Origin of the sequence: Paenibacillus sp. YPG26, from assembly GCF_023704175.1 — a bacterium.
Lineage (GTDB): Bacteria > Bacillota > Bacilli > Paenibacillales > Paenibacillaceae > Fontibacillus.
On the sequence record NZ_CP084530.1, the window covers coordinates 2,170,915 to 2,190,747 of the forward strand.

The 19,833-nt window shown below is 45.8% G+C and carries 19 protein-coding genes; 6 read left to right on the forward strand and 13 right to left on the reverse strand.

Going from position 1 to position 19,833, the window contains the following annotated elements:
• Positions 1-77: 77 nt before the first annotated feature.
• The 4 genes from LDO05_RS10205 (at position 78) to LDO05_RS10220 (ending at position 4,497) form a co-directional block, all read left to right on the forward strand.
• Positions 78-308, forward strand: coding sequence for a hypothetical protein (locus tag LDO05_RS10205; RefSeq protein WP_251375298.1), 231 nt, complete (start codon positions 78-80; stop codon positions 306-308).
• 177 nt (positions 309-485) lie between these two features.
• A complete protein-coding gene (locus LDO05_RS10210) occupies positions 486-2,102 on the forward strand; it encodes a spore germination protein (protein WP_481856982.1) in 1,617 nt (538 codons plus the stop codon).
• Positions 2,103-2,118: 16 nt separating this feature from the next.
• On the forward strand, positions 2,119-3,348 hold the full coding sequence (locus LDO05_RS10215) for a Ger(x)C family spore germination protein (RefSeq protein ID WP_251375299.1): 1,230 nt from the start codon (positions 2,119-2,121) through the stop codon (positions 3,346-3,348).
• Between the two features lie 54 nt (positions 3,349-3,402).
• Entirely contained in the window at positions 3,403-4,497 is a 1,095-nt protein-coding gene (locus LDO05_RS10220; RefSeq protein ID WP_251375300.1) for a GerAB/ArcD/ProY family transporter, read from the forward strand.
• 19 nt (positions 4,498-4,516) lie between these two features.
• On the opposite strand, the gene LDO05_RS10225 is transcribed toward LDO05_RS10220, so the two are convergent.
• Complete coding sequence (locus tag LDO05_RS10225; protein WP_251375301.1) at positions 4,517-4,915, reverse strand: NUDIX hydrolase; 399 nt, start codon at positions 4,913-4,915, stop codon at positions 4,517-4,519.
• A gap of 180 nt (positions 4,916-5,095) precedes the next feature.
• Between LDO05_RS10225 and LDO05_RS10230 the strand changes: the two genes are divergently transcribed.
• Positions 5,096-5,884 carry a protein-glutamine gamma-glutamyltransferase gene (locus LDO05_RS10230; protein WP_251375302.1) on the forward strand — a complete coding sequence of 263 codons (789 nt, stop codon included), beginning with the start codon at positions 5,096-5,098 and terminating at the stop codon, positions 5,882-5,884.
• Positions 5,885-5,964: 80 nt separating this feature from the next.
• Here LDO05_RS10230 and LDO05_RS10235 read toward each other — a convergent pair whose 3' ends face one another.
• The 5 genes from LDO05_RS10235 to LDO05_RS10255 all read right to left on the reverse strand — a co-directional run bounded on the left by LDO05_RS10235 (position 5,965) and on the right by LDO05_RS10255 (position 9,467).
• On the reverse strand, positions 5,965-6,111 hold the full coding sequence (locus LDO05_RS10235; RefSeq protein WP_251375303.1) for a type II toxin-antitoxin system antitoxin: 147 nt from the start codon (positions 6,109-6,111) through the stop codon (positions 5,965-5,967).
• Positions 6,111-6,953: an SPFH domain-containing protein gene (locus LDO05_RS10240; RefSeq protein ID WP_251375304.1), complete on the reverse strand. Its 843-nt coding sequence runs from the start codon at positions 6,951-6,953 to the stop codon at positions 6,111-6,113. Before LDO05_RS10240 ends, LDO05_RS10235 begins: the two co-directional genes overlap by 1 nt.
• Before the next feature lie 147 nt (positions 6,954-7,100).
• Entirely contained in the window at positions 7,101-7,652 is a 552-nt protein-coding gene (locus LDO05_RS10245) for a YdhK family protein (protein WP_251375305.1), read from the reverse strand.
• Positions 7,653-7,724: 72 nt separating this feature from the next.
• Complete coding sequence (locus tag LDO05_RS10250) at positions 7,725-9,005, reverse strand: ArnT family glycosyltransferase (protein WP_251375306.1); 1,281 nt, start codon at positions 9,003-9,005, stop codon at positions 7,725-7,727.
• Between the two features lie 183 nt (positions 9,006-9,188).
• Positions 9,189-9,467: a GNAT family N-acetyltransferase gene (locus LDO05_RS10255; protein ID WP_251375307.1), complete on the reverse strand. Its 279-nt coding sequence runs from the start codon at positions 9,465-9,467 to the stop codon at positions 9,189-9,191.
• 237 nt (positions 9,468-9,704) lie between these two features.
• Here LDO05_RS10255 and LDO05_RS10260 point away from each other — a divergent pair, with 237 nt between their 5' ends.
• Positions 9,705-9,911, forward strand: coding sequence for a hypothetical protein (locus LDO05_RS10260; protein ID WP_251375308.1), 207 nt, complete (start codon positions 9,705-9,707; stop codon positions 9,909-9,911).
• A 99-nt stretch (positions 9,912-10,010) separates the two neighbouring features.
• Here the strand turns inward: LDO05_RS10260 and LDO05_RS10265 are convergent, their stop codons facing one another.
• From LDO05_RS10265 to LDO05_RS10295, 7 genes are all read right to left on the reverse strand, one after another.
• Positions 10,011-11,861 (reverse strand): LuxR C-terminal-related transcriptional regulator, encoded by a 1,851-nt coding sequence (locus LDO05_RS10265; protein WP_251375309.1) that lies wholly within the window; start codon positions 11,859-11,861, stop codon positions 10,011-10,013.
• Positions 11,862-12,241: 380 nt separating this feature from the next.
• A complete protein-coding gene (locus LDO05_RS10270; protein WP_251375310.1) occupies positions 12,242-13,396 on the reverse strand; it encodes a SpoIIE family protein phosphatase in 1,155 nt (384 codons plus the stop codon).
• Positions 13,393-13,740 carry an STAS domain-containing protein gene (locus LDO05_RS10275; RefSeq protein ID WP_251375311.1) on the reverse strand — a complete coding sequence of 116 codons (348 nt, stop codon included), beginning with the start codon at positions 13,738-13,740 and terminating at the stop codon, positions 13,393-13,395. The genes LDO05_RS10270 and LDO05_RS10275 overlap by 4 nt, the downstream gene beginning before the upstream one ends.
• Positions 13,737-14,132: an ATP-binding protein gene (locus LDO05_RS10280; protein WP_251375312.1), complete on the reverse strand. Its 396-nt coding sequence runs from the start codon at positions 14,130-14,132 to the stop codon at positions 13,737-13,739. The genes LDO05_RS10275 and LDO05_RS10280 overlap by 4 nt, the downstream gene beginning before the upstream one ends.
• Before the next feature lie 21 nt (positions 14,133-14,153).
• Entirely contained in the window at positions 14,154-15,206 is a 1,053-nt protein-coding gene (locus LDO05_RS10285; protein WP_251375313.1) for a protein-glutamate methylesterase/protein-glutamine glutaminase, read from the reverse strand.
• A 4-nt stretch (positions 15,207-15,210) separates the two neighbouring features.
• On the reverse strand, positions 15,211-16,017 hold the full coding sequence (locus tag LDO05_RS10290) for a CheR family methyltransferase (protein WP_251375314.1): 807 nt from the start codon (positions 16,015-16,017) through the stop codon (positions 15,211-15,213).
• Positions 16,018-16,099: 82 nt separating this feature from the next.
• Positions 16,100-19,828 (reverse strand): methyl-accepting chemotaxis protein, encoded by a 3,729-nt coding sequence (locus LDO05_RS10295; protein WP_251375315.1) that lies wholly within the window; start codon positions 19,826-19,828, stop codon positions 16,100-16,102.
• Positions 19,829-19,833: the final 5 nt, after the last annotated feature.

Sequence of the window (19,833 nt, forward strand, 5' to 3'; positions counted from 1 at the left end):
GGAGACACTACTGCTCAGGACTGCGCTGGTAACAGACAGCGGCTCTCCACAATTAGATGCGAAGGAGTGTGACAAAAATGGCTGACAACAAACAAAATCGTAACCGTGACAGCAAGGATGGGATTGACGCAGGCGAAGCCGCAGGAACAGTTGGCGGTGCAGCGGTAGGCGCAGCCGTAGGTTCAATTCTGGGTCCGCTGGGAACCGTGGTTGGCGGTGTTGCCGGCGCGGCATTAGGAAATAAAGCTGGCGAGGGCGCCACAGGCGATGAGAATCAGTCAGGGCAAGGCAATAAAGGCAGATCTTAAGCTGGCGAAGCAGCCTTGTAATGAAGCTCTAAGAGGAGAACAGCATGATGCTGTTCTCCTCTTTTATTTTCACAATCGAGTGGCCTATATGTCCTGCTCTCTAATGCGGCTAACGCATGCATAAAAACATCAAATTGGGAGCAAATTACATGGAAATTAAGTGAAGAGGGAGAGCTTATGCTGTTCAAACTTCTAAAGCAGATCCTGTTCCACACCCGCCGCAATGAAAAGCAGAACAACGCCGACATCCAGATGGATAAGGGCTCACATGGGAGACATATAAGTCCGGTATTAAGCGATAAGCTGGCTATGATCCAACAGCGGATGGGGAACAGCTCTGACTTCATCACCCGTGAGATCAAGGGTTCCTCCGATGCCTCATATCCATTCGCTATATGCTACATTGATGGATTGATTGACCAGACCCTTCTTACAGATCTGATGGAATCCCTAACCTCCATGCTCGGTGAACCCAGACAGAGTGATGAAGACAAGAATCCCGGAGTGTGGCTGAAGAACAAGCTGCCCGCCGGGAATCTTAACTTCGTTCATACTGAAGACGAGATGCTGCGCTTTATACTCGAAGGCCAAGTTCTTGTTATGATCCATGGTGTGGAAGAAGCTTACGCGGTCTCTATTCCAGGCGGATTCAGGCGGGCTGTTGAAGAACCCACCTCACAAACAGTTGTGCGTGGGCCTAAAGAAGGCTTTACAGAAGACATCTCAACAAATATCTCCCTGATTAGGCGAAGAATCCGGTCATCGGATCTTCGCTTCGAATCCCGCACGGTTGGGGAATATACCCAGACCAAGATTTCTGTCGCGTATATGAATGGAATTGCAGATCCAGAGGTGGTCAAGGAAGTTCTGGCCCGAATCGATAAGATTCAGACTGACAGCATTCTGGAGAGCGGCTACATTGAAGAGTTCATTCAAGACGGCGTCAGATCCACCTTCCCCACCATCTATAACACCGAGCGGCCTGATACCGTTGCCGGCGGGTTGCTGGAGGGCCTGGTTGCCATATTGGTTGATGGAACGCCATTTACCTTGATTGCACCTGTAACCTTCTTCCGGTTTATTGTGTCGAGTGAAGATTATTACCAAAGGTATGATCTGGCTACTTTTCTTCGAATCATTAGGTTTGTCTCTTTCTTCGTTGCTCTGCTGCTTCCGTCTGTCTATATCGCCACTACTACCTTCCATCAGGAAATGCTGCCTACAACCTTGCTAATTGCATTGGCCGGTCAACGTGAGAATACCCCTCTTCCCGCGCTATTGGAGGCTCTGGTGATGGAAGTAACTTTCGAAGTAATCCGCGAAGCAGGTGTTCGTATGCCGCGTGCAATCGGGCCGGCCATCTCTATCGTGGGTGCGCTTGTGCTGGGCCAAGCGGCTGTTCAGGCGGGTATCGTATCAGCTGCCATGGTCATTGTGGTCTCATTTACCGCGATCTCCAACTTTGTACTCCCTGCTATTAATATGGCCGCAGCAGTGAGACTGCTTAGGTTCGTGCTGATGTTCCTTGCAGGTTCACTGGGACTGTTCGGGATACTTGCCGGTCTGGTTCCTATCTTGGCTCATATGGCCTCGCTTCAAAGCTTTGGTGTTCCCTATTTGATGCCACTCGCACCATTTAACAAAACCAATTTGAAAGACTTTATTATCCGTGCCCCCTGGTGGAGAATCAAGACCCGTCCCGTGAGGATTGGGGACCAGAACAGGATGAGACAAGCTGATAAGCCTAAATCCTTTGCTCAGCAGGCTACTGATAAGTCGAAAGATCCGATGTGATAAGGGGTGGAGTTATATGCGCCGACTCGGGATTGGCATAGTCATGCTAATGCTCCTACTGGTCCTAACGGGCTGCTGGAACCGGATTGAACTAAATGAACTGGGCATCGTTGTGGGTACGGGTGTGGACTATAAAGACGGGGAATGGGTCATCTCCTACCAAATGATTGCCGCCTCATCCACGGCTTCAGGAGGGAGCAGCAGCTCGGGAGGCTCTTCCCAGTCTTCAGTTAACGTCTTCTCCGTGAATTCCAAGACCATTCACCAGGCTCTAAATCTTAGTAATCTGGAGAATCCGCGCTATATCTATGTGGCCCATAACAAGGTTGTAGTGATTGGCAAAAGCGCAGCCGAACACGGTATTGGTGAATTAATGGACTACTATCTACGTAATTCACAGCCCAGAGAGACTGTCCTGATGACTCTAACTGAAGGGCGGGCTATTGACATTCTGAATAAGCTTAGCCCACCAGAAAGACTCCCGGGCTCAAGTATCTCAGATATGTTAAATAAGGAAAACAGACAGGTCTCTGTATTTCCCATTATTAACGTATTCAAGTTCGCTTTAGCGATGAGCTCAGACGCCAAGGGCGTTAGAGTTCCGGTTATAGAGCTAGCCGGAGATAAGTCAGAGAACAATGAAGAAGAGTTAACAACTGAAGATGTTCTGAAGCATACTCAGCCTCCTCTTAAGCTGAAGATTACGAAGCTCGGGGTATTTCGCGGTGACCGCCTGGCGGGTCTGCTTGATTATAATGAAAGTCTCGGAGTCTCCTGGATCACAGGAGATATTAACAGAACTGAATTCTCCTTCCCATGCTCAAGAGAAGGATCACCCGGAGAGCGTGCCGGATACAGCGTGAATTCCTCCAAGACCAAAATCACTCCAAAAAAGTCCGGCTCCCGTTATGTCATGCATATCAAGGTGACGATGAAAGGTAATTTGACGGAATCCACATGCCAGCTGGATCTAAGCAGTTCGAAAGTGATTAATGAGCTAGAGGCTCAAATTAACCAACGAGTTGAAAATGATATTCATACAGGTTGGGCCGCCATGAAGAGACTTAAGACAGATGCCGCAGGCTTCGCGGATAGAATACACAGGAAATTCCCGTCCGATTGGAGAGAAATCAAGGAGAGCTGGGAGGATAAATGGTCTCAAATGGACCTGGATATCCAAGTGCAAGCCACCATTAGACGTTCAGGGCTCATTCAGAAATCTTTTGAATTCTCCCAGGAGAAATAGCGACATTGTCACGGCCCTGAGACGTATTATTGCCCATGAAGGAGTTCACATCAAATGAACAAGCTTCCCGTTCGAATATCAGGACTTGCCATAACGTTATCATTGTTCCAGTTAGGAAGCACCACACTCTTCCTGCTGGGCGGGACAGCCAAGCAGGATGCGTGGATATCCATGTCAATAGGAGCAGTAAGCGGTCTCCTTCTGCTGCTCCTATATCTTGTAATCTATAATCTCGATGCCAAAAAAGACCTGTTCGAACTCTTCCGCAAGTATTTTGGTAAGATTATGGGTAGTGTGATCGCATTAGCCTTTGTTGCCTATTTCACTTATGAGGCTTCCCGGAATCTGCGTGACCTGGGTGAATTAACTGTGATGACACTGCTTGACAGAACCCCTTTATTCTTCACTTTGCTGGTTGCCATCATCGTAATTGCAAATAGCGTGAGATATGGCCCCAGGGTATTTTTTATTATATGTACGACTCTGATGCCTGTCCTTGTTCTCGCCTATGGTCTGCTGCTTCTGTTCATATCTATAACTGGAAATGTCCATCTTGAATTCCTCCTGCCTGTACTGGAGAACGGAATAGGACCTGTATTATCAGCAGCGATCCCCGAGCTTGTCTCATTTCCATTTGGTCAGACCGTGCTGTTCCTTGTCTTCTTTCCCTTTGTCCCGAAGAGCCGACATATGAACAAGACGATCCTGTACGCCTACTGCATCACGGCTCTAATTCTAATTGTTCTGAATCAGCTCGTCATTCTGATACTAGGACCCGGAATCGCGGCGAACAGTACCTATCCTTTGCTCCAGGTCGTGCAGATCATCCAATTGACCAAGGTACTCGAGCGAACCGATGCGCTTTTTACACTGGTTCTCTTCCTGGGGCTTGGAATAAAGATAACCTGCTTTTATCTCGGTGCGGTAATCGGTCTCTATAGAATCACTTCAGTTGACATCAGAATATGGGTGATTCCGCTGGGAACCGTGATCCTGCTGCTCTCCCTTATGTCCAAGGATTACACAGAATTCATATGGATTGGACTTCATTTCACCGTCACAAAGGTATTTCCCCTGTTCCAGATTGCTCTCCCGATCCTGCTGATCTCTGTCATGCTGCTTCGCAAGAATAAAAGAAAAGAAGGCTGATATCCAGCCTTCTTCATGCCTATTCAAGCCACTTCAGCGCGTAAAGCTGCTCGAAGATCTTCTGACTTACCTGAGAGACAAGATCCAGATCTTTGTAATTCAACCAAGCCAGTTCCTCGATCTCGGAGGCCGGGCTTAAGGTGCCTGTGAAGCTTGCGGTATAACATGTCATCTTCACCTTGATATCCTTGGACTTCCCGTGAGCTTCGGCCTCGAATATACCGAAGAATTTGATGGTGTCGAGTTCAATCTGTACGGATAGCTCTTCCGCAATCTCCCGAATCAGCGTGCTTTTATCACTTTCTCCAGGGTCTCTTTTCCCGCCTGGCAGGTAGAAGCTCTCTTGTCCTCTCGACCGGGCGCACAGAACCTGGCCATTCTTCACATGAATCCATGCAATCTTGTCGATTGTATTCACTCCAAAGTCCCCCTAATTGGTATACTTCTACGCAGACTTGCGCACCAGATTTCTATTCTACCAAATTTTCATAATATTCACACTCGATTTCCTCTGGCATTCAGGGCATGTGCACAGTCACCAAATGCCGGTTATCCGCCTACAATAGAAGAAAGCTTGACAAGATTGGAGGAAGATATCGTGATTGTTATTGGTGATCACACGCCGAGTGAGCAGATCAGTCAGTTGATTGGCTCCGAGTCCGCGAGGGCCATCATAATGCAGAAGGAAAAGAGTTCATTCACATACTGGTATCCTAATCTGGACGCTCTGAGATTTGAATTACAGCTAAGAGAAGAGATCACGTCTGCAGCAAGAAGGTTGAATTCCAGTGGTGCCAAGTTCGCCAAGTTCAATAACTCACGCTGTAATGAGGCGTACTGGAATCGGGAGAGCAATGGAGGCTTCCGGTTGAAGCAAGGAGTCGAGCCATCGAAAGCCATTCAGGACATTTACGAGAACGGGCCGTTGTATGCTTTTGAGTGCGGTACTGCTATAGTTATTGTCTGGTATAAAGCGGTAATTGAGTCGATCTCCCCGGATGCCTTTGACGTCTATTTCACCAATCTGTTCCTGTGGGATGGAGAGCATGACCCCAATCTTGTCCTGAAAAAGCTAGAACAACACGAGGATGCCTGTCCTGGCGATGTCCAGTATTTCGAGAATCCCGATGTAGATCCGGATAAGCCCGAGTGGCAGGGTGAAAATGTGGTTCTGCTGCAGACTAATCTCTATTACGGGCATGGAATTGGCATTGCAACCTCGGAGCGGATTATCGCAGCGTTGAACAAGCGACGTAAGCCGAACAGCAGCATTTCAGCCTATCTAACCAAGTATGTGCTTCATCCGGATTTTGAGTTTTTGAGACAATTTCAAGCTAAACCGGTCACGGCACGCATCGGAGGACAAATGCTGCAGGTGTGGGCTTAACGGGCACAAAGAAGCCTTGAAGGTCTATGCCTTCAAGGCTTCAGTCAGCTCTGCTGCAGCAGTCAGTACAGCCGCAAGGATTACTTATCTCGCCCTTTTTGCTTGAGTGCTTCGCGCAAAATAACTTCAATCTGTGCATTGACACTGCGAAGCTCGTCTTGTGCCCATTTCTCCAGAGCTTCATATACTTTGGGATCGAGACGAAGCGGGAAATTCTTCCTTGCCATTAATAAATAGTTCCGGTGTTGATTATAGGTTGGGCAGAGCGTTCAGAGACCATTGCAACCATCAGATTGTTAATCATTTGCGCTTTCTTCTCATCATCAAGTTCGGCGACTCCGCTGGCTTCAATGGTTGCCATAGTTGATTTGACCATTTCAACAGCTCCTTCTACGATGATCTTGCGTGCTGACAGAATAGCTGTAGCTTGTTGTCTCTGAAGCATGGCATGTGCAATCTCAGGAGCGTAGGCCAAATGCATCAATCTTGCCTCAATCACCTCAACACCCGCTAGTTCGAGACGCTTTTGCAGATCCGTGCGAAGTTCATTTGCAATCTCGTCCGCATTCGCACGAAGAGACAGGACCCCTTCCACATCATGGTTATCGTATGGGTATTTACTGGCAATATGACGAAGACCTGTCTCACTCTGAATTTGAACAAAGCGGTCATAGGAATCCACGCCAAAGGCGGCTCTTGCCGAATCGGTAACCCGGTAGACAATTACAGCAGCAATCTCAATCGGATTTCCTGAGACATCATTAACCTTTAGCTTCTCCGAGTTAAAGTTGATCACCTTGAGAGAGATCGTCTTGCGAACCGAGAACGGAGTTGTGAAGTATAAGCCGGCTTCATTGATCGACCCTATATATTTACCCAAAAAAGTGATCACCTTGGATTCATTCGGACCTACGACGACAAAACTGGATGCCGACAAGGCAGAAATGACAAAAAAGGCTGTTCCCGCTGGCTGTCCGTTCAGGACCAGCAGCACACCTGCACCTACCAGAATCAAGAGAAATACTGCGGCGATAAGTCCGCCAATTCGAAATGCCTGTTTTTCCTCCACTTACAATTCCCCCTTTAAAATAACTAATTAATTTCATATCAATGTGATATCACTTTTATATTACTTTTATATCATCACTTCCACATTTTATCAATGGGTAAAATAAAAAAACCTCTATTCGAGGTTTTTTGGGGGTTGGTGTTCATATCACTTTGCTGTAAGCTCGTCTTCTGTTACCCACTTATGATTGGTCACCTTGGGTCCGCCATTGGTAGGCGTATAATCAATCATGTACACGGTTGTACGCTCGGCTGAGTCGATGGTTGCCTTGGCTCCCTTCATGCCTTTCATATGATCCGCTTCAAGGACCACTTCATCGCCAGGATTATAAGACTCGGCTTGCGCGGCTTGAAGTTCTTCGTGAATCACCCATTTGTGATTGGGAACCTGCTCTCCGCCAGTTACCGGAGTATAGGTCACGGCATAAACGATCGTGTCGTAAGCACCCACTATGGTTCCAGTTGCCCCCTTCATACCGGACATGTGGTCAGTCTGAACCATTGCTTGGCTTCCTACTTTGTAGGTAGGATTTGCTGCACTCTTCAGCTCAGGCGGCACCTCTCCTGACCCCGAGTGGTCCATTTCCTCATGACTGCCAGAAGAATGGTCAGAGGACGAAGTCTCCTGCTCATTACCGTTCCCGCACCCGCTCAGCAAGAGAATGAGGACAGCAGCGATCAATAACCATTGTTTTTTCATAAAGTACACTCCTCTGTAATCAAATGTTCAATATCTATACTATACCCTCCTAAGGTATATTGCAAACTTAACTCACGCATTTACATTTGTAGAACTTTTTTGCACTGAAGCCGGGCGTGCTCTCCGCCAGTTCAGCTTATGAATTCCCCACTGCTCCATGAAGTAAGCTAACGGAATCATCATCAGCAGCATCGTAGGATAGAAATAGCGCTCCATCGTTATAAATGGCAGATAAATTACCACAAAATAAGCAACAACTGCCAAAAAGCCATAGTGTGCAGATGTTCTGTACCGAAGCATTTTGCACACGCCTGCAATACTGAGGATTAGATATAAGATATGCTGCAGAGCAGCTAGCCAAAAGGGAATACCGAATATAGGCGCCCAGTAGAACGGAACAATGATCAGCCGAATTAATTTGCCAAAAAGCAGCCAGGCTCCAAATGTGATCGGATGATGGGTAATCTGATATTTGAAGATCAGCTCAGCCAGCTCTTTCTGCTGTTCTTCCGAACCGTGACGATAAGTCTTATATAATTCTTCGTGGTCTCTGATGAAATCTTGAGGTTCTTGTCCATTGATCAACATGCCGAGCAGCAGCGGATTGGCGGACGAATTAGTTAATGGGATGAATTGATGGAAGACTTGATAATTCCGAACCCACCAAGGACTTAAGCAAATGATCAAGGTGAGACCTAAAATGATGGTGTTTCTAGCTATCAACTGAAATTTCTCTCTACGGACTAACCAGATTAATCCAATAATCAGAGGAAGCATCGCTGCGGTGGGTCTGAAATAAATAGCACCCGCAATAGCCAAACCGAGAATTACATAATCGCGCTTGCGGTTCGTATCTAAGGCATTTAACAACAGATAAGTCAGCAGCAGCAAAAAAAAGGTGAAACAGGTCTCAGTCAGAATCAAATCAGCCGCATAATAAATAGGAACATACGCAGCCGCCAGGATAACCGCGAGCTTGGCCGTCCGCTTCCCAAAAAGACGATCAGTAATTAAATAGATGAGTCCTACTGAAGCTGAAGTCAAAAGGGCCTGGAATATACGAAAAGCATAAATTCCGGCATCCCCTGTTCCAAACACCTTCATAATACCGGCTATCAACACAGGCAGCCCAGGCATTATAAAAGCGGATAGTGTCGTAACCGGGTTATAATAGATTAATTGACCATGCTCGAGCAAATACTGCCCGCTTCGCAAATACCTGACATCATCGTTATCCAGCTTGCTAAAGCTTCCTAGAAGCAGTGAATGCTGGTGAACAAATATAGTAAGAACACATACTGCAAATACAACACCACAAATCCATAACACAAACCAGTCTCTCTTCTTCTCCATTTCCCTCTCTCTTTCACTAATAATTCGATTCCATAGTTATCATATACGTTCTTGAGTAGAATCTCTACCTCAGTGAAATAGTTGTCTTCATAACAAAAAGCCGCTCAATTCCTTGAGCGGCTCCCTAAATTTAATTCATTCCGCACACCTCGGCGACTAGCAGGCAGGAACGAATTCTTGCTTTTACGATCTCTGCCAGACATCCTCGTATTCCTTGCGGCGCCGGAACTGGGCATCGGCATACGAGCATGCGGGTATGATCCGGTTATGAGTCTCACGGGCATGCTCCACAACCCGGCGAATCAGTTCTTCTGCCAGCTTCTGACCCCGCATTTCCTCGGCCACGTAGGTATGATCAATAACCAGAGTACCTTCACCCGCTGGCTTAAAGGTTACCTCGGCGATCATCTGTCCATTTTCTTTAATTACAAATGCGTTGTCTTCCTGTATCGTCTCTCTCATCTCAAGCTGCTCCTCTCTTGTTCGAAAGATCCTCACTAGTTATATACCCGTCTTGCATCGCTTTCATACATAGGATAGCCTACTCAGGATCCGCTAACATGTGATCCGGTTGTTTAAATAACCGAAGAACGGGTAATTTCCTATACATGATGGAATGAACTTCTGTTACCGCGGTTGATGCGGTCTCAAGTTCATCCATTTAGCTAGACCAATTCTCAGAAAGAGGAGTGTACGACCATGAATAAGAAACTGATGTTCACTGCAGCAGCGATGGGCGCCGCCTATCTGATGAGAAATCCGGAGTCCCGCCAGAAGCTGATGGGACAAGTGCAGAACTTTAGCAAATCCGGTACGGGTGCTTCTATCGGTAAATACCTGAATCAATTTGGCCTGGGGAAAAGCTCAAGCTCCACTTCGGTCACCAACAGCTCTAACCCAAATTAATCTCAACTAAGCTTAAAGTGGATAATAACCACGCACATGAAATAACCGCTCTCCGGGGACTGCCGGGGGGCGGTTGTTTTTTGTGTTTTATATAAGGAATCAATCCTCGCCGTACTTGATCCGGTATATTTTGGCCATCGCATGAACGCGATCTGTCACATTTAGCTTCTTGAAGATGTTGGTCACATGATTCTTAACCGTGTGAACGCTAATTTTCAAATATTGACCTACTTCATTATTATTCAGGCCCTCGAGGATCAAATGTAAAATTTCCTTCTCCCTGTTAGTCAAATCCAAAGTCAAAATCACACTCTTTAAATCTGTTAATTCCTCAATCTGCTCATGGCCGATCTCCACCTTAGTGGTACCGGAACATTCATGGGAAGAGTCATGACAAGCTTCAAGAGTGCTCATGCATAATTCCTTTAGATCATGGTCCAGGAAATCCCAGCTTGCCTTTTTATCTTCCTTGATAATCCCTATATATATGAATCCGAGGATTTTAGTCGATACACTAAGCTCTTCAGAGTCTGTGCGGCCTGGTAAGGTATACATTTCCTGCATTAGCCTCCATTCAGGTGTGTGGCTGATACGCTTAACCAGATAGTCCTGATTATAAGGGAGCACTCTACAAATATTTAGCAGCAGCTCTGTATGTTCCTGTGATATTTGCACAGCAGCCGCCAACCTACTTAGTACCTTCATTGCCAAATGAGTGGCATGATACTGCTTGTCGTTCATCTCCCCCATACTCGAATGCAGAACTTCAAAAATGGATTCATCCTTGTGAGGAGGCAGTTCATTAGAGGATTCCAGTCCACTCTGTCTAAAAAATGTATTCACCATGCCAAGGATACAGGAAGCTTGCCGCAAATCTGCATTCTCAGCAAATTCAATTGTAAAGAGGCCCTGCTGCTGTTGCCCCATAAGTATATAAAAGTGTATACAATGTTGTTCCACCCACAAGCTCACCGGGGATGGATTCGCGGAGCGCCCTGCAATATCACGGTGTAATGTCAGTATGTCATGCGACATATCTCCGCGGTACATGAAATCCCCATTCGTTGAGGAGAAGCATGTGAACTTGCCGTTATTTACAGTCTGACAGAAATCCAAAATCTTATAAAAAACATGCTTGCTTTCTTTGGCGTAAGTAGTAACATCCATTAATTCCAGCCAATTATAAAATACAGCTTCGATATATTGATAAGTTCGCAGCTTGGCGTTATTTGTCTTCCTCTGGGATATGAAATGTACAATGAAATTCAGCGCTTTAAGTAAATTTTTGCTGATATCCATATCTTTGAAAGAGCCCCCGAAGATCATGCCAACTACAGTCTCATCTTCCTTAATCGGAAAGCCGAACAGATGATTCGGAAATACACCATGTCTGTTGAAGAATTCAGCCTTGTGATTATCGCTGCCTTTACTCCAGTATAAATTCTGCCCTGTTATAACCGCTTTGCCGAGAAGTCCTTCTCCGATATAAAATTTCTTGTCAGCTAAATGCCGGACATGTTCACCACAGATATGCTTGATGACAAATACATCATCCTGATTCTTGAGAGCCAGGCCTAGGAAATCAAAGGATTCTATTCTGAGCAGGTCGTTCAGTACTTTGGAGTTATACTGGTTGTAGTCCACCACGTTATAATCCAGGTCTCCTAATGATTCAATGACCTCAAGTATCCGTTCAGGTATTGAATAAGTGGTCTCCACTTTAGCTTTATTTGACAGCAGGTGATATAACTTTGACATTTTATTTTTTCTGGTATCCAACTCAATTTCGTCGAGCCTAATCAGGAACTCTCCGATCCTGTCAGCCTCCATTCCTTCACGGCTGCCTTCAACCAAGAAAGGCCCTGCAGCTATAAATCGGTTAGACTCACTCACTTTAAATGCAGGAGAAATGATATAGAAAAGGCCTGACGTATATGATTTGTACGACAAATTCACCACTGTAGGATGATTTAAGTGCAATGATACCTCTTGCAGCTCTAACAAATAGTCATTAGATTCATAAACCGGTAATCCGCTTTCCACCACTGCATACTCGATACTTCCATTCAAATTAACAAGTAACAGGGGAAGTCCGATATATTCTGAATATACCTCTATTAGTTCTCTCGTTGCCTGCATTCATCTCATTCCTTATTACTATTAAAGTTAATTCTTCATTCATTTTACATTGTCTTTTCTATAATCGGACAGAAATCGGTCTAATTTAGACTAAAAACGACAATTTATGCCTAATTTTTTACAAATTAAAGGGTGATTCATTTGAATCACCCTTCTCCATTGCTATATAGATCTTGTATGAAAGACCATTATTATAAGAAATCTATTTTTAATATGGTCACATCATCATGATCAAAGTGGAAATCCCTTGTTTGCAGCACTTCATTTAGATAATCTTCCGTTTCTGATTGATCATTCTGGATGAAATAAGCTTGCATTCTACCAATAGCCCCTTTAACCGAGGTCTCATCAAGATAGTCTAACAAACCATCTGTATATAATAGCAGTCTCGAATTATTGAAATAGGGTATCTTAACACTAGAAAAAGTCATGGTTTCAGAGAGCCCGAGCGGCGGTGAACCGGAATCCAGGGAATAGGATTCTCCTTCATGAAGCAGAAGGCCTGGCGGGTGACCTGCGTTAATATACTCCATTTCCTGTTTTCTGGTATTAATTAATACATAGATTGAAGTTAGGAACCGGGCAGTGCTTGTATTCTCAGTAAACAATTTATACATGTATCTGTTCAGTTGAGCCATGACAGCATGAGGGGTTCTGTACCTCATAATAATAGGTTCCAGCAAAGACCTCATAGCCATTGTAATTAAGGCAGAAGATATTCCGTGCCCCATAACATCCAGTATAAGGACACCATACCGATGGTCATCAATTTGATACCACACATACATGTCTCCGCCGATATCCGATGCTGGCTGATAAGACCCAGAGACACGGAGACTTTCATGATTAAGAGGTGCACATAGAAGACTTCTCTGGATTCGGGAAGCCAGCTCCAGGTCCTTCTTGATTCCCATCTGCATTCTTTTGCTGTTCGTAATATCCCTTGCCACTACAAATATCCCTTCACATTGATCATCGACCATAACAGGAATACCTTTGTAATGGATATGAAGCGGAGCCCCGTTCTTGCCTTTGATTACATCAGATTCATGAATTAGCTCTCCTTGTTTTAACTGGAGAAAAGTATCGAAGGCACAAGAGGTCTTCTTGTCATATAACAGGTCTTCAAAATGCATTCCCGTAGCGTCATATCCGATTGTGTCAATTAATTTCTGATTGACCTCCGTGATGTAGCCCTGTTCATTAAGTACGCTAATCATATGAGGATTATAATCAAACAGGGATTTGTATCGCTTCATTAACTTTTCATTCTTCAGGAGCTGCATCTCAGACTCTTCCGCACTTCGGTTATAGGAAGCCGCTGTTCTGACAAATCCGGCTCTCATCGTTTGGGTTCCTGATGGTTGAAATATTCTAGGGCCTCTTGTCTGGTAGCAAACAGCTCCATGAATGCATTGAATTTTACTATTTCAAAAATCTCGTTAATAGGGGGCTTAATGCCGGCAATGACCAGCTCCTTATTATGCTGCTTGGCGCTCATAGCGGAGTGGGCGATAATTCCAAGCGCAGAGCTGTTCAAATACATGACTTTATCCAAATCAAGTATCAGAGAGCTTCCCGACTCCAGTAGGAATTTCTCCATTCTCTCCCGGAACTCATCCGTATTCTTGATGGTGATCTCATGTTCAATTTCAAGGATCCCGGGTACATCGGGATGAATATATGTCATTGTTGCTCACCTATTTCCTTCATCATATATAATTCCACGAATTGATTGACCTTTCTAACCTCTACTTGATCCAGCAGGCTAAGAATTAAGGTTAGCCCTCTGCCCCGGAGTCCTACATTCACATCGTTCTTTTGAAGCAGCGTGATCGTTCCCCCTGTCTGCCTCACTACAATTTCAAATTTCTTATTTCTGAACGACCAGCAGATTTGAAAAGAAGAGTGGGTCTGCTCCTGACAGTACTCATACGCGTTCATGCATGCTTCTTCTGTTACCAATTGGAGTTTCAACGTCTGCGGATAGGAGCATCCACACTTCCGTGCCAGATTTGCAGTAATTTCCATTGCATCTGCAATATCGTCTTTCGACTTAATGTCCTTCATGGTGTGATTCATGCTGTTCTCCTATATCCTTGTCTAATTGTATACAATGGTCATAATTTGATTGAATATGAGCGGCAGGGGAAGCTGCTTATCTACCAGACCCGCTTCAAATACTACCTTTGGCATGCCATATACAATGCAGGTTTCTTCGGATTCCGCCAATATCATTCCCCCGGACTTTTTAACAGAGGTGCAGCCTCTAAGACCATCATCACCCATTCCGGTCAAAATTACGGTTAAGAGCCCCACCCCTGCTTCAGCAGCTATAGATAACAGAGTGACATCAATTGATGGCTTGTACAGAGTTTCAATATTGGAGGTGATTTTTAGTCTGACAATATACTCACCTTCAACGTTTTTTTTCAAGGTGGTCTGCAGCCCTGCAGGAGCTATATAAATAGTCCCGGGCTGTAATATTTCATTGTGCTCGGCTTCTTTGACCCTTAGGCTGCATAGGCCATCGAACCTGTCTGCTAAAGGCTTCGTGAACCCGGGGGGCATGTGCTGAATGACCAGCACCGGAACACTTAGCTCTGCCGGAAAGCGTGTCAGAATGGTCTGTAGTGCCGCCGGGCCGCCGGTTGAGCTTCCGATGATAAGAATATCTTTATTGCTGTTATTCTTTTGGTGCGGCGCTTCTTTGATGATTTCAACAGGAGAAGCTTCCTCCGCAGTCTTTTTTAGCGGGGTTGGTAATTTTGCGGTCGCAGCCGCAGTTAATCTACGGTAGAAATCTTCTAATAAAAGACCATCATTCTGCTGAATTAGCTGCTCTTTTATCACAAAATCAACTGCACCCAATTCAAATGCTTCCAATGTGGAATCTGCGCCGTTGCTTAACATAACAACCGGAACGGGGTACTCATTCATCAGGATTTCCAGCGTTTCCAGACCATTTAATTCCGGCATTTCGATATCCAAGGTGACGATGGCTGGCTTAAAGCGCTTCACTTTGTCGATGGCGTCCACCCCATTCCTCGCTCTGCCAATCACAAAGAAATCGGGGCTGTCTTCTATCATCGAGCTAATGGTCTTGCGCATAAAAGCTGAATCGTCCACAACCAGAACGCCATATCGTTTCTCCATTATTTCACCCCTTCCGGTAATAAAAGGTCCCATTGGTGTTAATCGTATCAAACCCGATATCCAGGTTTGAGATAATCTCAGCATGGCCGAGAAATAGAAACCCACCTTTTTTCAAGGACTGATAAAAATGGGTGACAACCTTTTTAACGGTTTCTGTATCAAAATAGATGAGTACATTCCGGCAAAAGATTACGTCAAAGCCTGCCTTTCTCCGCATACTTTCTTCATCCAGCAAATTCGTATAATCAAACGAGACCATATCTTTGACAGTCTCCTTGATTTGATAAGCTTCCGGTGTCTCGTGGAAGTAGTCTCCAAGCCACCTCTGCGGGATTCTCCGGAACGAAAGCGATCTCTTGCTATATATGCCTTTCTCCGCTGTTCCAAGTACCTTCTTATTGATATCTGTTCCTATGATGGTGACATCACTTGGCTGGCAGATTCCTGAATCCATATTCGTCATAGCGAGGGAATAGGGTTCCTCGCCAGTTGAACAGGCTGCACTCCATACCTTTATGGGCTGATTGAAGTTGTTAGCTTTTAGCAATGGCAGAACTTCATTCTGATAGACGGTGAGCTGTTTATCTTCACGATAGAAATAAGTCTCGTTAATTGTAAGAATCTCCACCAGAGTATCCCACTCGGCCTTGTTAGCCTCTAAATAACGAATATAACTCCATAAGGTGTTCATCTTTAACTCGGTTAACCTTTTTTGTATTTTCATTTCAAGAGACGTAAGATTATCAAGATAGTTCAAGCCGCAGTAATCATATACCAGGTCTGCTAAATGATTCAGTGCAAAGTTCTCCATGTTCTCGTACCTCGTGTGAATATTAAGATTTTAAATGAAACCGAAGATGATAGATGATGCTCATCCCCGGTTCCGATACTCATTAATAATTAGAAGCGAGCGAAAGTGTTTGTGCTATCTGCCCTCTTTGATTATTGAGCTGATCAGCGGTTCTAGCCGCACTGGCTATTTCCTTGCCAGACCTGCTCACAGAATGGGTGACCTCGGTGATCATACTCTCCACATTCTTCACTGCATCCGTCTGGACTTTCGCTGCCTCAGTTACCTCATCTGCTTGCTTCTGGGCATGTTCCATCTTACTGACCACATTCCCGCTATCTTCGGTCAATTCTTGCACTGCCTTGGTCATCTTCTGCATCTCGCCACCTATGGATGTAATGCTCTTCACAATATCATCCATGTTAGCTGTCTGCTCCTTCGTAGATTGGGACACGATCTCTGCTTGTGACGCTATTTCTTCGGTAATAGACACGATTGTTGCGGATTCTCTTGCCTGGTTCTCCACAGCCTGATTGATCTGCAGCATTTGTTCTTTGGCCATGATAATGTCCTTCGCAATGCCCTCAGCTTCACCAGTCTGTTCAACCATTGCCTTTGTAACCAGACCAGCCTGCTCAGCGACACTTCCCACCGAAGCAACAATACTCTCCACATTAAGGGTCTGCTCCTTGGCTGAGGCTGTCATCTGCATGACTTGTTCGCGGGCCTGCGCCACTTCTGTATTAATCTCTCTTATTCCTGCAGCCTGCTCTGTTACCGCGTCCTTAACCTGGCTGGCTTGACTGGTTACGTTCTCTACGCCTTGAACCAGCTCCGCCGCTTGCTTCGCTTGCTCTTCCATAGCCTGTGTAATTTCTCTTACCTGTTCTCTGGCATTTACTACTCCCTTAAGTACCTCGATCGTGCTCGCCTTTTGTTCCTCGGTCGCCCGGGTCACTTGCTCAGCTTGATCCGTTACATTTAGCATGGATACCACAATTTGCTGGGTTTGTCTGGCTTGTTCTTGTGTGGCAGTAGTAATCTGCTTCACCTGTTCACGTGCGTTAACAATACTTCGAATAATGTCTTCAACACCAGCTGCTTGTTCCTTCACAGCCTCAGTGACCTGTCTCGTCTGATCCACCATGCTGGCAACTTCAGAGATAATTGATTTTGCTTGCGTCGCCTGCTCACCCGTCGCGGCTGTAATCTGCCTTACCTGCTCACGTGAGTTTCTCACACCCTGTATGATCTCTTCAACAGCTGTAGTCTGTTCATTCGTTGCATTTGTAACAAGCAGTGCCTGATCTGTAACATCAACCACCAGACGTACAATGTTCTGGGCATGCTTAGTCTGCTCCTCGGCAGCAGACGTAATCTGTTTCACTTGCTCTCTTGCGTTGATGACACCTTTAATAATATCTTCGACGCCAGCTGCTTGCTCCTTGACTGCCTGCGTAACCTGTTCAACCTGAAGCGTCATGCTCTCTACTGAGCTTACGACCTGCTGTGATTGCACGGATTGCTCGATGGTCACATCTGTGATCTGTTTCACTTGCCCTCTGGCATTGATCACACCTTTGATGATTTCTTCAACACCCGCGGCTTGTTCAATCGTTGCCTGTGTAACCTGAGAGGCCTGATTCGTCACATTCTCAATCGACTTCACTATATCCTGAGACTGGGTGGCTTGTTCTGAGGTGGCAGTTGTGATCTGGGAGATTTCGACTGTTATATTCTCAACGCCCTGAACAATCTTGTTGATCGCATCACTAGCCCGATCCGACAGCTTATATCCGCTTTCCACTTTTTGCTCGCCTATCTCAATGGCCTTGATGGCATCCGTAGTTTCGGCTTGAATGCCTTTAATAAGTCCGGCAATTTCTTTCGTTGCCGAAGCCGATCTCTCCGCAAGCTTGCGCACTTCATCAGCAACTACACTGAATCCTTTGCCATGTTCGCCAGCACGCGCGGCTTCAATGGCGGCGTTCAAGGCAAGCAGATTCGTTTGCTCCGCAATGTCATCAATAACTTCAATGATACTGCCTATCTCGTCCGAGCTTTTACCCAGGCTTTGCATTACTGTGGAAGCCCGTTGAATAACCTCTCCGATCTCCTTCATGCCATCAACCGATTCAAGCACTGCTTCCCGGCCGTTTTGAGCATCATGTACGGCTGCTGAAGTTAGTCTGTTCACATTCTCTGCATTGACCGCGACCTGTTGGATCGATGCAGCCATCTCCTGAATGGAATCGCTGGTCTCATTTGCCGATTTGGTCAGGTTCTCAGCGTTAACCGACACCCCTTTGATCGATTTGCCCATTTGCTCAATGGATGCGGACACCTGCTCAACTGAACTCGCCGTGTTCTGTGCATTACCTGACACCTGCTGCACAGAAGCGGCCAACTGCTGAATGGCAGCCGATACTTCAAGTGTGGAGGTATTAAGGGAATCAGCATTCTGCGCAACCCCCTTAATCTGGCTTCCCATTTCTTCAATTGCAGCGGATACCTCTTCTACCGATCCTGCCGTACTCCGGGCATTACCTGCCACCTGCTGAATAGAAGCGGCCATTTCCTGAATTGCTTCACTTGTGCCCTTTGCATTTTCTGTTAAGTTCTCGGCATTTCCGGCCACATTCATGATCGATTTGCCCATTTGCTCAACGGAAGCTGATATTTGTTCTACAGAGCTCGCCGTACTCCCCGCGTTTCCTGATACCTGCTGAATGGAGGCTCCTAGCTCTTCTATCGCAGCACTGGTGGTTTCGACTGAGACAGCCAATACCTCGGCATTTCCAGCCACACCTTTAATTTGACTCCCCATCTCCTCGATGGCCGCAGAGACTTCCTCTACGGATGCCGATGTGCTTAATGAATTCTGAGCTACCTGCTCAATAGATGCAGCCACTTCCTGAACACCGTTATTGGTCTCTATTGCCGATAAAGTAAGTCTCTCAGCATTCTTGGCGACTTGCTCAATTGAAGCGGCCATTTCTTCACTGATAGCGGATACCTCTTCTACCGATCTGGATGTGCTGTCCGCATTGCCCGCAACCTGCTGTATAGAGATGGCCATTTCCTGAATAGACTGACTTAATTTCACTGCTGAACCGGTTAAGCTCCCGGCATTCTCATTAACTCCATTAACCGAACGGGCCATCTCTTCCATGGATTTAGAGATTTGCTCAACCGATGAGCCAGTCTTCTCTGAATTGCTTGCGGATGCTTTTACAGACAAGGCAAATTCCTGGATCGTATTGTACATTGACGTTGCGGATTGTGTCAGGCTCTCTGAATTTGTAGATACACCCAGTATCGACTTACTCATCTGTTCCATGGAGACCGCGATTCTCTCTACAGACGAGGTTGTGCTCTCTGAATTCCCGGAGACCTGCTGGATGGAAGCCGCGATCTCTTGAATAGAGCTTGATACACTTACGGCGGATTTCGTGAGATGCTCGGCATTTCCAGCTACTCCTTTGATCTGGCTGGCCATCTCTTCAAGAGCCGCTGTGATTTCTTCAAGAGAAGATGAGCTGCTTCCCACATTCGAATCAAGACCTTTGAGAGACTCCGATATGTCCTCCAGTAACCGAAAAGCACTGCGGTTGGAGGCGCTTAAGCTCTCCGCATTAGACACTACGCCCTTAATTGAAGTAGTCAGCGTGGTCACCATTCGGCTGCTTTGATCCAGCGAGGAAGCCTGGTGCTCATTTCCCTCCGTGAGCTGTCTAATTACTTCTGTTAGTTGCGATAGTCCCTGTTCGAGACCTACCGTAGATTTTATAATTTGCTCTTTTTGTACTTTCGATTTGTTAAAAAAACTCATGAAAG

What these genes read in the sequence shown, in the direction of transcription:
- LDO05_RS10205 (WP_251375298.1), top strand. Translation starts at nt 78, where the DNA reads ATGGCTGACAACAAACAAAATCGTAACCGTGACAGCAAGGATGGGATT.
- LDO05_RS10210 (WP_481856982.1), top strand. Translation starts at nt 486, where the DNA reads ATGCTGTTCAAACTTCTAAAGCAGATCCTGTTCCACACCCGCCGCAAT.
- LDO05_RS10215 (WP_251375299.1), top strand. Translation starts at nt 2,119, where the DNA reads ATGCGCCGACTCGGGATTGGCATAGTCATGCTAATGCTCCTACTGGTC.
- LDO05_RS10220 (WP_251375300.1), top strand. Translation starts at nt 3,403, where the DNA reads ATGAACAAGCTTCCCGTTCGAATATCAGGACTTGCCATAACGTTATCA.
- LDO05_RS10235 (WP_251375303.1), bottom strand. Translation starts at nt 6,111, where the DNA reads ATGGCAAGGAAGAATTTCCCGCTTCGTCTCGATCCCAAAGTATATGAA.
- LDO05_RS10245 (WP_251375305.1), bottom strand. Translation starts at nt 7,652, where the DNA reads ATGAAAAAACAATGGTTATTGATCGCTGCTGTCCTCATTCTCTTGCTG.
- LDO05_RS10250 (WP_251375306.1), bottom strand. Translation starts at nt 9,005, where the DNA reads ATGGAGAAGAAGAGAGACTGGTTTGTGTTATGGATTTGTGGTGTTGTA.
- LDO05_RS10255 (WP_251375307.1), bottom strand. Translation starts at nt 9,467, where the DNA reads ATGAGAGAGACGATACAGGAAGACAACGCATTTGTAATTAAAGAAAAT.
- LDO05_RS10260 (WP_251375308.1), top strand. Translation starts at nt 9,705, where the DNA reads ATGAATAAGAAACTGATGTTCACTGCAGCAGCGATGGGCGCCGCCTAT.
- LDO05_RS10270 (WP_251375310.1), bottom strand. Translation starts at nt 13,396, where the DNA reads ATGAGAGCCGGATTTGTCAGAACAGCGGCTTCCTATAACCGAAGTGCG.
- LDO05_RS10275 (WP_251375311.1), bottom strand. Translation starts at nt 13,740, where the DNA reads ATGACATATATTCATCCCGATGTACCCGGGATCCTTGAAATTGAACAT.
- LDO05_RS10280 (WP_251375312.1), bottom strand. Translation starts at nt 14,132, where the DNA reads ATGAATCACACCATGAAGGACATTAAGTCGAAAGACGATATTGCAGAT.
- LDO05_RS10285 (WP_251375313.1), bottom strand. Translation starts at nt 15,206, where the DNA reads ATGGAGAAACGATATGGCGTTCTGGTTGTGGACGATTCAGCTTTTATG.
- LDO05_RS10290 (WP_251375314.1), bottom strand. Translation starts at nt 16,017, where the DNA reads ATGGAGAACTTTGCACTGAATCATTTAGCAGACCTGGTATATGATTAC.
- LDO05_RS10295 (WP_251375315.1), bottom strand. Translation starts at nt 19,828, where the DNA reads ATGAGTTTTTTTAACAAATCGAAAGTACAAAAAGAGCAAATTATAAAA.